11 protein-coding genes are annotated in these 12252 nt (G+C 64.2%); 6 read left to right on the top strand and 5 right to left on the bottom strand.

Annotated elements, in window-relative coordinates; genetic code table 11:
- Positions 1–16 precede the first annotated feature (16 nt).
- The gene (locus tag ACP7E3_RS21445; protein WP_046381956.1) at positions 17–676 is read left to right on the top strand and encodes a YciC family protein; all 660 of its coding nucleotides are present in this window, start codon (positions 17–19) and stop codon (positions 674–676) included.
- A gap of 40 nt (positions 677–716) precedes the next feature.
- Positions 717–1805 carry an endonuclease/exonuclease/phosphatase family protein gene (locus tag ACP7E3_RS21440; RefSeq protein WP_079444772.1) on the top strand — a complete coding sequence of 363 codons (1089 nt, stop codon included), beginning with the start codon at positions 717–719 and terminating at the stop codon, positions 1803–1805.
- A 32-nt stretch (positions 1806–1837) separates the two neighbouring features.
- On the opposite strand, the gene hrpB is transcribed toward ACP7E3_RS21440, so the two are convergent.
- On the bottom strand, positions 1838–4345 hold the full coding sequence (gene hrpB / locus ACP7E3_RS21435; RefSeq protein WP_426124280.1) for an ATP-dependent helicase HrpB: 2508 nt from the start codon (positions 4343–4345) through the stop codon (positions 1838–1840).
- Between the two features lie 183 nt (positions 4346–4528).
- On the opposite strand from hrpB, the gene ACP7E3_RS21430 reads away from it, so the two are divergent.
- Together ACP7E3_RS21430 and ACP7E3_RS21425 are read left to right on the top strand one after the other, a co-directional pair.
- Entirely contained in the window at positions 4529–4948 is a 420-nt protein-coding gene (locus ACP7E3_RS21430) for a hypothetical protein (protein ID WP_017848313.1), read from the top strand.
- 15 nt (positions 4949–4963) lie between these two features.
- A complete protein-coding gene (locus ACP7E3_RS21425) occupies positions 4964–5857 on the top strand; it encodes a cation diffusion facilitator family transporter (RefSeq protein WP_017848314.1) in 894 nt (297 codons plus the stop codon).
- Here ACP7E3_RS21425 and ACP7E3_RS21420 read toward each other — a convergent pair.
- Positions 5854–6957, bottom strand: a complete 1104-nt coding sequence (locus ACP7E3_RS21420; RefSeq protein ID WP_169881761.1) for a DUF6515 family protein — start codon at positions 6955–6957, stop codon at positions 5854–5856. The genes ACP7E3_RS21425 and ACP7E3_RS21420 overlap by 4 nt on opposite strands.
- Before the next feature lie 415 nt (positions 6958–7372).
- Between ACP7E3_RS21420 and ACP7E3_RS21415 the strand changes: the two genes are divergently transcribed.
- Together ACP7E3_RS21415 and ACP7E3_RS21410 are read left to right on the top strand one after the other, a co-directional pair.
- Complete coding sequence (locus ACP7E3_RS21415; RefSeq protein WP_003194418.1) at positions 7373–7852, top strand: Lrp/AsnC family transcriptional regulator; 480 nt, start codon at positions 7373–7375, stop codon at positions 7850–7852.
- Positions 7853–8014: 162 nt separating this feature from the next.
- Positions 8015–8224 (top strand): DUF2788 domain-containing protein, encoded by a 210-nt coding sequence (locus ACP7E3_RS21410; RefSeq protein ID WP_026140189.1) that lies wholly within the window; start codon positions 8015–8017, stop codon positions 8222–8224.
- On the opposite strand, the gene ACP7E3_RS21405 is transcribed toward ACP7E3_RS21410, so the two are convergent.
- The 3 genes from ACP7E3_RS21405 to ACP7E3_RS21395 form a co-directional block, all read right to left on the bottom strand.
- Positions 8219–8854 carry a pseudouridine synthase gene (locus ACP7E3_RS21405; protein ID WP_046381941.1) on the bottom strand — a complete coding sequence of 212 codons (636 nt, stop codon included), beginning with the start codon at positions 8852–8854 and terminating at the stop codon, positions 8219–8221. The genes ACP7E3_RS21410 and ACP7E3_RS21405 overlap by 6 nt on opposite strands.
- Before the next feature lie 71 nt (positions 8855–8925).
- Positions 8926–10398 (bottom strand): AMP nucleosidase, encoded by a 1473-nt coding sequence (amn, locus tag ACP7E3_RS21400; RefSeq protein WP_164886999.1) that lies wholly within the window; start codon positions 10396–10398, stop codon positions 8926–8928.
- 199 nt (positions 10399–10597) lie between these two features.
- A complete protein-coding gene (locus ACP7E3_RS21395; protein ID WP_177029865.1) occupies positions 10598–12250 on the bottom strand; it encodes an acyl-CoA dehydrogenase family protein in 1653 nt (550 codons plus the stop codon).
- Positions 12251–12252 lie beyond the last annotated feature (2 nt).

The following is a 12252-nucleotide window of genomic DNA, read 5'->3' as shown; positions in this document are numbered from 1 at the left end:
GCCTGTGATGACTCTGATGAATCCGTTAGATGTGCTGCGCGACTCCCTCCGTTTCACCCAGCGCAACCTGGGCGCCATCGTCCAGCTATGCCTGCCTCTGGTGATCCTCGAAGCCCTGCTGCAACAGGTGCTCGACCACACGCTCGGCCCGGATGCCTTCCCCGGCTACAGCGTGGTGGTGGGGTTGCTGGTGTATCCGCTGTACACCGGGGCGCTGATCCTGTTTCTCGACGCCCGCACCCGTGGCGAATCGCCGCGCACCAAGGATGTGTGGGCCATGGCCCTGACGCTGTGGCCGCGCTTCGCCCTGCTGACGGCGATGAGCACCCTGCTGATATTGCTCGGGCTGTCGCTGTATTTCCTGCCGGGCCTGTGGCTGATGGTGGTGCTGGCGTTCGCCGAATACCTGCTGGTGCTGCGCGGCATGCCTGCACTGGCGGCGATGAAGGAAAGTTTGCGCCTGACCCGCGGGCATTTCTGGCGAATCCTGGTGTGCCTGCTGTGCGTAATGACGCCACTGTGGCTGCTCAAAGGCGCCAGCATGGCGGCGTATCCCGAGCCCGCGCCTTTGCTGGGCGTGCTGATCGACAGCGCGCACAGCTTCCTGCAGCTGTTTACCAGTGTGGTGCTGTTCCGTTTATTTATGCTGATCGGTGGCGACGCCGACGTGCGGTGATATGCTCCGTGTCACCCCTGACACGCTATAAGCCGAGCCGATGACCCGTTTATTGCGCATCACCTTGCTGGGCCTGCTGATCATCGCGGGCCTGCTGACGGCCCTGATCTACAGCCTGACCTGGCGCCCCGCCGACAAGCAAACCCTGCCCGTGAGCTGCATCGCGCCCCGTGCGCCGACCCTGCTGCCCGGGCAGGCGCTCAAGGTGATGACCTGGAACGTGCAGTACCTGGCCGGCAAGAACTACGTGTTCTGGTACGACACCGCCGACGGCAGCGGCCCGGACGACCGCCCCACCGTCGAAGACATGGCCTTCAGCCTCGACGAAGTGGCCCGGGTGATTCGCGACGAACAGCCCGACATCCTGCTGTTGCAGGAACTCGACGAAGGCGCCAAGCCGTCCCACTACCAGGATCAGGTGGCGCTGCTGCAAGAGCGGCTCGTCGATCTCTACCCCTGCAGCGCCCAGGCCTTCGACTGGAAAGCCGACTTTATCCCCAACCTGCATATTTTCGGCAGCGTCGGCCGCAAGCTGGTGACCCTGAGCCGCTACCAGATCGAACACGCCGAACGCCTGCAATTGCCCGTACCGCCCGCTGATTTCATCAGCCGTCAGTTCCAACCCAAACCGGCGTTGCTGCTGACCTATCTGCCCTTGAGCGACGGCGGCCAGCTGGCGGTGCTCAACACTCGCCTGGAGGGCGACGCACCCGGGCGCAGTGCGGTGCAAGCACAAGTCCAGGCCACGGTGAAACTGCTGGATAAGTTCGAAAGCCGCGGTACGCCGTGGTTGATCGGTGGCGATTTCAATTTGCTGCCGCTGGGGCAATTCCTGCGCCTGGATGCCGGTAAACGCGGGCAGTATTCACCGGACAGCGAACTGCATCTGCTGTGGGACAAATACCCGATGATCCCGAGCAACAGCGAATCCAGCGGGATTGATCGTGAGCAGTGGCTGACGCACTTTCCGAATGACCCGAGCCTGGACGGGCCGGATCGCACCGTCGATTACCTGTTTTACAGCTCGCGGATCAAGCGTGTAGAAGCCAAGGTGCGCCAGGCGGATACGTTGCGCATTTCCAACCATCTGCCGGTCATCGCCCGCTTCCTGCTGCCCGCCGCGCAATAACCGCCCCTCCCACATTTGAATCGCGGTCACGCTTACTTGCGGGGCTTGATCCGCGCCGTCGCCTCGGCCACCAACGGGTCATCCGGCCAGTAATGCTTGGGATAGCGCCCTTTCAGATCTTTCTTCACCTCGGCGTAGGTACTGCGCCAGAAGTTCGCCAGATCCTGGGTCACCTGCACCGGCCGTCGCGCCGGGGACAGCAGGTGCAACTTGACCACCTGGCGCCCGCCGGCAATGCGCGGTGTATCCGCCAGGCCGAACAATTCCTGCAGGCGCACCGCCAGAATCGGCGGATGCTCGCTGTAGTCCAAGCGCACCGACGAACCCGAAGGCACTTTCAAATGGTGCGGTGCCAGTTCGTCCAGGCGTTGGGGCAACGGCCAGGGCAACAGGTTGTGCAGGTAGCTGGAAATATCCAGGTTGGCGAAATGACTGAGGCGCGAGACCTTGCCCAGGTAAGGCATCAGCCAGTGCTCCAGGCTGGCGAGCAAGGCGCTGTCGCTGACGTCGGGCCATTCGCTGGTGGTGCCGGTGTCCAATTGGCGCAGCAACATCACGCGAGCCTGCCATTGGCGCAGTTCCGGCGTCCAGGGCAACAGCTCCAGGCCTTTGCGCCGGACCAGGTTGACCAGCGCCTGGCTGCGGGCGTTTTCGTCGAGGCCGCTGAGGGGTTCGCGGCTGAGCACCAGTTCGCCGACTTTGCGCTGGCGTTCGGCGCGCAGCACGCCTTCGCGCTCGTCCCAATCCAATTGGTCGACGGTGCTTACTTGTTCGGCGAGGACCGTGTCGAACAGCGCCGGATCAAAATCCGTCGCCAGGTAGATGCGTTCTTCGCGCTGGCCCTGGCGGCTGCCCAGGTCGGCAATCACCAGCCAGGCTTGTTTCATCAGGCTATCGGCCTCGGCGAACAAGGCGGCGCGGCCATTGGCCAGGCGGTATTCGGCGCCGCCGGGGCGGCGTTGTTGGGCCACGCGGTCGGGATACGCCAACGCCAGCAGCGCGCCGAGCCAACGCGGGTGTTCGGGGTCGGCCACCGGCTTGGTCGCCTGGCCGCGCAAATAGCCGCGATATTGCCGGGCCAACTGCTTGGCGCGCTGAACACCACCCTGAGTGCCCCGCGCGCGTTCTTCACCGGACAATAACGCCAGGCGACTGTGCAGATCCGCGCCGCCCCCGCGCAGGATGTCGCGCTCGCCCAGCAGCGCGGCGACATCACACGCGGTGGCCGCCAGCCCCAGATCCTGCCCGCGCAGCAACAGATGGGCGATGCGCGGATGGGCCGGCAGCTCGGCCATCTTCTGGCCGTGGGCGGTCAGTTTGTCGTCATTCAAGGCGCCGAGGCGTTGCAGCAGGTCCTGAGCCTGGGCATACGCGGCAGCGGGCGGCATGTCGAGCCACACCAACTGCGCGGGCGCAACGCCCCAACGCGCCAGTTGCAAGGCCAGCCCGGCGAGGTCGGCGGCGAGGATTTCAGCGCTGCCATAGGCGGCCAGGCCTTCGTGCTGGTCCTCGGACCACAAGCGATAGCACACGCCCGGTTCCAGGCGCCCGGCCCGGCCGGCACGCTGGGTGGCGCTGGCGCGGGAGATGCGCTGGGTGTCGAGGCGGGTCATGCCGCTGCCGGGGTCGAAACGCGGCACACGCGCCAACCCGGCGTCGATCACCACGCGCACGCCATCGATGGTCAGGCTGGTCTCGGCGATGTTGGTGGCCAGCACCACTTTGCGCTTGCCGGCGGGCGCCGGGTCGATGGCGGCACGCTGGGCATTCAGGTCGAGCTCGCCATGCAGCGGGCAGAGCAGCACATCGCGGCGATCACCGAGCGCGTCCGCCAGTTGCTGGTTGACCCGGCGGATCTCCGCTTGGCCGGGCAGGAACACCAGCACGCTGCCGGTTTCGTCATGCAAAGCGTCGAGGATGGTCTGCACCAGGCGCGGCTCGATGAATTCACCGGCCTGGTACGGCCGCCCCCAGCGCATCTGCACCGGGAACATGCGCCCTTCGCTGCGCAGGATCGGCGCGTTGTCCAGCAGCGCGGCCAGGCGCTCGCCTTCGAGGGTGGCGGACATCAGCAGGATTTTCAGCGGCTGCTCATCGCGAAACAGGTCGCGGCCATTCAGGCTCAGGGCCAGCGCCAGGTCGGCGTCGAGGCTGCGTTCGTGGAATTCGTCGAAGATCAGCAGGCCCACGCCGTCCAGCGCCGGGTCGTCCTGCAGGCGGCGGGTGAGGATGCCTTCGGTGACCACTTCGATGCGCGTGTTGGGCCCCACTTTACTGTCGAGGCGGATGCGGTAGCCGACGGTTTCACCGACCTTTTCCCCCAGCTCGCTGGCCAGGCGCTCGGCGGCGGCGCGCGCGGCCAGGCGTCGGGGTTCGAGCATCAGGATGGTCTGCCCGGCCAGCCAAGGCTCATTCAACAAGGCCAAGGGTACGCGGGTGGTTTTACCGGCGCCGGGCGGTGCTTCCAGCACGGCTTCATGGCGATTCGCCAAGGCGTCACGCAGGGCGGGTAAAACATCATCGATCGGCAACGAATTCATACTGGCTCCAAAGCAGAGCGGCGAGTATAACGGCGAACTGTCGGATACCGGTGGTGGTCTCCCGTAGGCGCGAGCCTGCTCGCGAAAAATCACAGAGCACCACGCACATTCAGGCAGCACGCGGTATCGTTAACGTCTTTCGCGAGCAAGCTCGCTCCTACAGTGACTGACAGGAGATTTTCCATGCGTATCGCTTCCCGTGTCATCGGCGGTGTCCTCGCCGTCACTCTGCTGAGCCAACTGACGGCCTGCGGTTCGATTTTCTATCCCGACCGTCGCGGCCAGATCGACGGCAAGATCGACCCGACGATTGCCGTGCTCGATGCCGTGGGCCTGCTGTTCTACGTGATCCCTGGCCTGATCGCCTTCGGCGTCGACTTCGCCACCGGCGCGATCTACTTCGAACCGGGCAAGACCGCACAAGTCGCCCCGGAGAAACTGCAGCAAGCCATCGGTGCCGACGGCAAGGTCGACACCGCCAAGCTGCAGACCATCATCCAGCAGGAAACCGGTCGCACGCTGCCGCTGGACGACCCGCGCATGATCCAGTTCAAGGGCAGCGTGCAACAACTGGCGGCCCTCGGCTTACAACCGTCCGCCTAAGGATCTGACCCGCTTATGACCAGCAGTCCCGAACACGCCCGGCTCTTGCGCCTGGCCACCCGCGCGTCGGTGGGCGTCGCCTCTGTGCTGATTGTGACCAAGGCCATCGCCTGGTGGCTCAGCGGCTCGGTGAGCATGCTCGCCGGGTTGACCGATTCGCTACTCGATGGTGTCACCTCGCTGCTCAATCTGCTGGCGGTGCATTACGCCCTGCGCCCGGCCGATGACGATCACCGTTACGGGCATGGCAAGGCCGAGTCGCTGGCCGGGATGGCGCAGGCGCTGTTTATCGCCGGCAGTGCGGTGCTGATTGCGTTGCAGGCATTCGAACGGATCAAGCATCCCGAGCCGGTAGGCGCGCCGTGGCTGAGCATTGGCGTGATTATCTTGTCCCTGGCGCTGACCGTGGCCCTGCTGGTCCTGCAACACCACGTGGTGCGGGAAACCGGCTCAAGCGCCGTGCGCGCCGACTCGCTGCACTACCGCTCGGACCTGCTGCTCAATGGCAGTATCTTGATTGCGCTGATCCTGGCCGGTTTCGGCTTCCATCAGATCGACGCCTGGTTTGGCCTGGGCATCGCGGCCTACATTCTGTGGAGCGCGATCCAGATCGCCCGGGAAAGCTTTGCCGTGCTGATGGACGAAGAACTGCCGCCGGACGTCAGCCAGCACATGCTGGAATTGGCGCGTGGCGTACCCGGCGTGCTGGGCGCACACGACTTGCGCACGCGGATTTCCGGCAACCACTGGTTTGTGCAGCTGCACCTGGAATTGCCGGGGGAATTGACGTTGTCTGTCGCCCACGGCATCAGCGACCAGGCCGCCGATGCCATTCACAAAGCCTACCCGCGGGCCGAAGTGCTGGTACACGCCGACCCGTTGGATGTGGTGAGTGGCGCCCAGGCCTAGTACTGCACCTGATAGCCGCGACTGCTCAGGCAGTTGCCCTGGGCCTGGCGGTAGGCTTGCACCACTGCCGGGGCTGGAGCGTAGGTGACCGCTTGCGGGTCAAAGCCACTTTGCTGCACCGCCCAGCGATAACAGTCGTAACCATCCTGCTGCACCTGCGCCGGTGACTGGCCGTTGGCGGGATAGGCCACCACGTCATAACCGTTACCCTGGGGTGCTGGCTGCGGTGCCGGTACGGCGGTCGGCGGTTCCACCACCACGTACTGCTGGGTACTGTTTTCGTAGGTGTAATAGGCACCCGCCGCGAGGAAAAACAGCGCACCGCCCACCCACACTTCGCGCGCGTAGTCCGGCAAGTAATGCACGCGGATGCCATATGGCGGCGCCACCACTACATAGCGCGGGCCTTGCGGGCGATACCAGTAGCCGCCGGAGAAGAAATAATCCTGGCCACGGTAAGGCACGCGGTAATTACGCTCGGGAAAACGATCCACCATATACCCCGGGCGATACTGCGGGCCGGGGCCCCAGCCGTTGCCGTGCCCATCGGGGCGACCTGGCCAGCGATTATCACCGGGACGCTCATTGTGGTAACCGCCGTCGTTGCCTGGACGTGAACCGGGGCCACCGGCCTCCCAATGTTGATTGCCGTCGTTGCGGCGCGGGATATCGCGGTAGTAACCCTCACGCGGTTCCTGGGTCTGGCGCACCGTATCGGGCCGCCCCTGGATCGGCAGGCTGTTCGACGGTTGTGGCTGCGGTGCCGGGCGACCCGGCTCATTGCCCTGGGGCCGGCCTTGCCCCTGACCGCCGCCGTTCGGGCCGCCGCGATCAAAATGCGGGTTCTCCGGGCGTGGCTGATTGTTCTCAGGCCGAGGCGGCGCGATCTGCGGGCGCGGCTGATTATTCTCGGGCCGTGACGGCGGGTTCTGCGGGCGCGGCTGATTATTCTCGGGCCGCCCGCCACCTTCAGGGCCGCGTTCATGCTGCCCGCCGCCCTGCGGCCGCTCGGGTGAATTATCGCGCTCGTCCGCTGTTACCTGCGCGCTGACGCTGACCACCAACAAACCAACACCTGCCATTCGCCAGATGCGCTTCATGCTCTTCCTCACTGCGGTTTAGGGCTTATCAATGAGACTGGAAAAGCCTCGCCCGGTTCTGGAACAGGTTATCAGTCACGAGAACTATTTTCTTAAGGCAAAAAGAAAGGGGCAGCCCGTCGGCCGCCCCTTGAGAACTTCGTCCTGGCTCAACGCTTATGACGTTGGCTCACCTCACGCCGTCTTGTGGACAGTGTGCAGCCTGGAGGCCGGCTCAACCCTGCTGGGGTGGCGGCCGCAGCGGGCCTGATTGGGCGAGCTGCAGTGGACTATGTCCAGGCGGTGATTCTGTTGGTAATCATAGGCGCAGCGCCCCGGCAGATGATTGCGAAGATTGCGTCAATAAACAGTGCTTGCGCAATTTTTAACCCTTAAGGGATAATTCACCGCAATAGTTACGACAAAGGCCAGCCCCATGAGCAAACTTGACCGATACGACCTGAGTATTTTGGCGGAATTGCAGCGCGACGCGAGGATCTCCAACCAGGAGTTGGCCGAGCGTATCGGGCTGTCGCCGTCGCCCTGCTCGCGCCGGGTCAAGCAATTGGAGGACGACGGCTACATCGCCCGCCAGGTCGCGCTGCTCGACCGCAAGATGCTCGGCCTGAGCCTCACCGCCTACGTGCTGATCGGCATGGACCGCCACACCCCCGAGCGCTTCGAGAACTTCGAAGCCGCCATCCGCACCCTGCCGCAGGTGCTGGAATGCAGCCTGGTGACCGGGATGGATGCCGACTATCAGTTGAAAGTGGTGGTGCCCGACATGGATCACTACCAGAAGCTGCTGCTGGGCCACCTCACTCGGATCGAAGGCGTGACCAGCGTGCGCTCGAGCTTTGTGCTGAACCAGGTATTGAACAGCACCGAGCTGCCGCTGACCCACCTGCGTACTTGAGATCGGTGACGGTCAAAGGTGGGAGTGGGCTTGCTCCCTCCCACATTCAGCCTGTGTTTCAACCGTGAAGTCTGCCTGCGACGCACCGACGCAGGTCAATGCCCAGCCCGAGCACTGCCGTATACTTGCCGCCTGCCCTGTCGGAAGAAACCAATGAACTCGATTGACCCCGCACTATTCGAAGAATGGATGATGACCGGCCTGGTCACGATTCTGATCATTTTCATGGGCTTCATCGTCTGGGACCTGGCGAAGAAATCCAAGGCCGGGCGTTTTGGCTCGTTCATTCTGTTCTTCGTGCTGGGCCTGGGCGTGGCCGCGTTCGTCATCAAGAGCGTGGTGATCGGCCTGATCGAGTCCGGCGCCTTATAAGCGCGCCGGCACGGCCTTCCATTGGCCCTGCTCCAGGCCGTCGATGGACCAATCGCCAATCCGCACGCGCACCAGGCGCAAGGTGGGCAACCCCACCGCCGCGGTCATGCGCCGCACCTGGCGGTTTCGCCCCTCACGAATCACCAACTCCAGCCAGTGGGTCGGCACGCTTTTGCGAAAACGCACCGGCGGGTTGCGTGGCCATAACTCAGGCTCGTCCAGTTGCCGGGCTTCGGCGGGCAAGGTCATGCCGTCGTTGAGCTCCACCCCGTCGCGCAGGCGTTGCAGTTGTTCTTCGGTGGGTTCGCCTTCCACCTGCACCCAGTAGGTTTTCGCCAGCTTGTGCTTGGGGTCGGCAATCCGCGCCTGCAATTGACCGTCGTTGGTCAACAGCAGCAGGCCTTCGCTGTCACGGTCCAGGCGGCCCGCCGGGTAGATGCCGGGGATGTCGATAAAATCCTTGAGGGTCGCCCGCCCGCCTTCGTCGCTGAACTGGGTCAGCACGTCGAACGGTTTATTGAACAGGATCAGCTTCGGCTCGGCCGGTGGCGCCTTGGCGACGCGACGGGCTGCGGAATACGGGGCTTTCACGCCAGGGCGACGCGAATCGGGACGGCTGGGACGGGACATGGCGAAGGAACATCTAACGGTCAGGACCGACAATGCTAGTGGCCTGACCGCTAAATGACCATCCCAACCGCTTAGCGGAACGGCGGCTCGTCGAAGCTGCGCAGTTTGCGCGAGTGCAGCGAGTTGAGCTCGGTGCGCAACAGGTCGACCGCTTCGATGCCGATCTTCAAGTGCTGGCTGACCGCCCGTTCATAGAACGCGTTGGCCGAGCCCGGCAGCTTGATCTCACTGTGCAACGGCTTGTCCGAGACACACAGCAACGTGCCGTAAGGCACACGCAAACGGTAGCCTTGGGCGGCGATGGTGCCGCTCTCCATGTCCACCGCGACGGCGCGGGACAGGTTGATCAGCGGCCGTTCCTGGGCCCAGCGCAGTTCCCAGTTGCGGTCGTCGTAGGTCAGCACGGTGCCGGTGCGCAGGCGCTTTTTCAGCTCTTCGCCTTTTTCGCCGGTGACGTTGGCCGCCGCTTGCTGCAAGGCCATCTGCACTTCGGCCAGGGCCGGGATCGGGATGTTTGGCGGCACTACGCGGTCGAGAATGCCGTCACGGCGCATATAGGCGTGAGCCAGGACATAGTCGCCGATGGTCTGGGATTGGCGCAGGCCGCCGCAGTGGCCGATCATCAGCCAGCAATGCGGACGCAGCACGGCCAGGTGGTCGGTGATGTTCTTGGCGTTGGACGGGCCGACGCCGATGTTCACCAGCGTCACCCCGTGGCCGTCAGTGGCCTGCAGGTGGTAGGCCGGCATCTGGTAACGGTGCCAGACCACGCCTGCGGCAATGGCGGACGCTTCGCCGTGGTCCATGCTCTTATCGATGATCACGTTGCCCGGCAACACCATGCGGATAAAACGCGGGTCGCTGCGCAGTTGCTCCAGGCCATGCAGGATGAACTGGTCGACATAACGGTGGTAGTTGGTCAGCAGGATCCACGGCTGTACATGGCGCCAATCGCTGCCGGTGTAATGCACCAGGCGGCGCAGGGAAAAGTCCACGCGGGCCGCGTCGAACAGGGCCAGGGGCAGCGGGTCGGTGTTTTCCCAGTCGTACAGGCCGTCGGCGATGCCATCGGTGGCGGCCGACAGGTCGGTGCTGGGGAACACCCGCGCCAGAGTCGCGGCGGTCACGCCGGAGCCGGCCAGTTCGTCGCCCTGCTCGACCACATACGGGTAAGGAATATTCTGCTGACTGACGCCGACTTCCACCGTCACGGTGAAGTCGTGCATCAGCGGCACCAATTGCTCCAGCAGGTATTTACGGAATGCCGACGGATGGGTGACGGTGACGCTGTAAGTCCCCGGCAGTTGGACCTTGGCATACGCCCGGGTGGTCTGTGGGACTTCGCCATGGCATTGGTAAGTCAGGCGCAGCTCCGGGTAACGAAACATCGCGCGTTGTTCGGCGTCGGGCTCGACGCGGTCCTTGAGGTATTGCTTGAGGGCCTGATTGAGCGCGCCGGTAGCACGCTCATGCAGAGCCGCCAGCCGGTCCACGGCTTCTTCGGCGGTTTGAACGACAACAAAAGCTTCGGTCACGGTAAGCATCCTGTGTGCTGACTTGCAGACCTTTATCTTGCCTGTATCCCGGCCAGACGCAAACTTTGAATTGGCATTCCTACTCAAGAAGAGCTCAGTCCCTGTGGGAGTCGGGCTTGCCCGCGATAGCGGTGGGTCATTGCCATATCGGGAGGCTGGCACACCGCGATCGCAGGCAAGCCAGCTCCCACATGTTGACCGCGTGTATTCAAAGGGCCTGTGGCGTGGACCGCGCGACAATCGCCTCAACATCCACACCACGTGGCAAGGTGCCATACACCCGTCCCGACGACTGGCCCAAACGGCTGGCGATAAACCCATCGCTGACCGCCGCGTTCCCGGCCTCCAGCAACAACTTGGCCTGCAACGCTACGGCAATGTCCTCGGTCAGTTGCCGCGCGCGGTACTGGATATCCTGGGTGTCCATGAACGCCGATTTCAGTTGCTCGACATGCCGCGCCAACTGCCTGTCGCCATGCCCGTCGCCCAGTTCGACGAACAGCGCTTCCAGCACGCCCGGTTCTTTGGACAAGGCGCGCAGCACGTCCAGGCACTGCACATTGCCGGAACCTTCCCACGTCGAATTCACCGGCGCCTCACGATACAAGCGCGGCAGGATACTGTCCTCCACATAACCGGCACCGCCCATGCACTCGGCGGCTTCGTTGATCATCGCCGGCGCGCGCTTGCAGATCCAATACTTGCCCACCGCCGTCACCAGCCGGGAGAACTTGGCTTCCTGCTCATCGCCCAAATGATCGAGGGCGCGGCCCATGCGCAGGCTCAAGGCCAGCGAGGCCTCGCTTTCCAGCGCCAGGTCGGCCAGCACGTTTTGCATCAGCGGCTGCTCGCTGAGTACGCGACCGCCGACCGAACGATGGGCGCAATGATGGCTGGCCTGGGTCAGCGCCTGGCGCATCAAGGCGCTGGAGCCGACCATGCAATCGAAGCGGGTCATGGCGACCATCTCGATGATGGTCGGCACGCCACGGCCTTCTTCGCCGACCATCCAGGCCAGGGCGCCGCGGAACTCCACTTCGCTGGACGCGTTGGAGCAATTGCCGAGTTTGTTTTTCAGACGCTGGATATAGAACTGGTTGCGCGTGTCGTCCGGACGGTGCCGAGGCAGCAGGAAACAGGTGAGGCCCTTGTCGGTCTGGGCCAGAGTGAGGAACGCATCGCACATCGGCGCCGAGCAGAACCACTTGTGCCCCACCAGTTCATAGGCTTGGCCGGGACCGGCCGCGCCCACGGGGTAAGCACGCGTGGTGTTGGCGCGCACGTCGGTGCCGCCCTGTTTCTCGGTCATCGCCATGCCGATGGTGGCACCGGCCTTGTGGGCGATGCCGACGTTGCGCGGGTCGTAGTCGGTGCTGAGGATTTTCGGCAGCCAGGTCTGCGCCAGATCCGGTTGCAGGCGCAGGGCCGGGACGCAGGCAAAGGTCATGGTCAACGGGCAGCCGGTGCCGGCCTCGGCCTGGCTGTGCAGGTACGTCAGGGCAGCACGGGCCACATGGGCGCCGGATTGTGGGTGAGCCCACGGCAGCGACGGCAGGCCATGCTCGACGGCGGTGTGCATCAGCTCATGGTAGGCCGGGTGAAACTCCACCAGGTCGACACGGTGACCATAGCGGTCATGGCTGCTGAACTGCGGCTTGTTCTGGTTCGCCAGGAACCCGGCCGCCATCAGCGGCCCACCGGCCAACGCGCCATAGGCATCGAAGCGCGGTGCTGCCCAGCCGGCACCGAAGCGGTGCGACCAGTCTTGCAGCGGCACATCGATGCGGTACAGGTTGATGCCGTCCAGGGAGGGCGGCTGGTTGGTGACGTCGTGGGTTTCGGCGAACTGGTGCAGGTTCATGA

This window comes from Pseudomonas sp. PSPC2-3, from assembly GCF_049898265.1.
Classification (GTDB): Bacteria; Pseudomonadota; Gammaproteobacteria; order Pseudomonadales; family Pseudomonadaceae; genus Aquipseudomonas; species Aquipseudomonas veronii.
Note: the sequence above shows the minus strand (reverse complement) of the source record. Positions and strands in the feature narration are given on the sequence as shown.

Excerpts from the sequence above, each read along its gene's own strand:
- ACP7E3_RS21415 (WP_003194418.1), top strand. The coding sequence starts at position 7,373 with ATGAGCAAACTTGACCGATACGACCTGAGTATTTTGGCGGAATTGCAG.
- hrpB (WP_426124280.1), bottom strand. The coding sequence starts at position 4,345 with ATGAATTCGTTGCCGATCGATGATGTTTTACCCGCCCTGCGTGACGCC.
- amn (WP_164886999.1), bottom strand. The coding sequence starts at position 10,398 with ATGCTTACCGTGACCGAAGCTTTTGTTGTCGTTCAAACCGCCGAAGAA.
- ACP7E3_RS21420 (WP_169881761.1), bottom strand. The coding sequence starts at position 6,957 with ATGAAGCGCATCTGGCGAATGGCAGGTGTTGGTTTGTTGGTGGTCAGC.
- ACP7E3_RS21405 (WP_046381941.1), bottom strand. The coding sequence starts at position 8,854 with ATGTCCCGTCCCAGCCGTCCCGATTCGCGTCGCCCTGGCGTGAAAGCC.
- ACP7E3_RS21440 (WP_079444772.1), top strand. The coding sequence starts at position 717 with ATGACCCGTTTATTGCGCATCACCTTGCTGGGCCTGCTGATCATCGCG.
- ACP7E3_RS21430 (WP_017848313.1), top strand. The coding sequence starts at position 4,529 with ATGCGTATCGCTTCCCGTGTCATCGGCGGTGTCCTCGCCGTCACTCTG.
- ACP7E3_RS21425 (WP_017848314.1), top strand. The coding sequence starts at position 4,964 with ATGACCAGCAGTCCCGAACACGCCCGGCTCTTGCGCCTGGCCACCCGC.
- ACP7E3_RS21445 (WP_046381956.1), top strand. The coding sequence starts at position 17 with ATGAATCCGTTAGATGTGCTGCGCGACTCCCTCCGTTTCACCCAGCGC.
- ACP7E3_RS21395 (WP_177029865.1), bottom strand. The coding sequence starts at position 12,250 with ATGAACCTGCACCAGTTCGCCGAAACCCACGACGTCACCAACCAGCCG.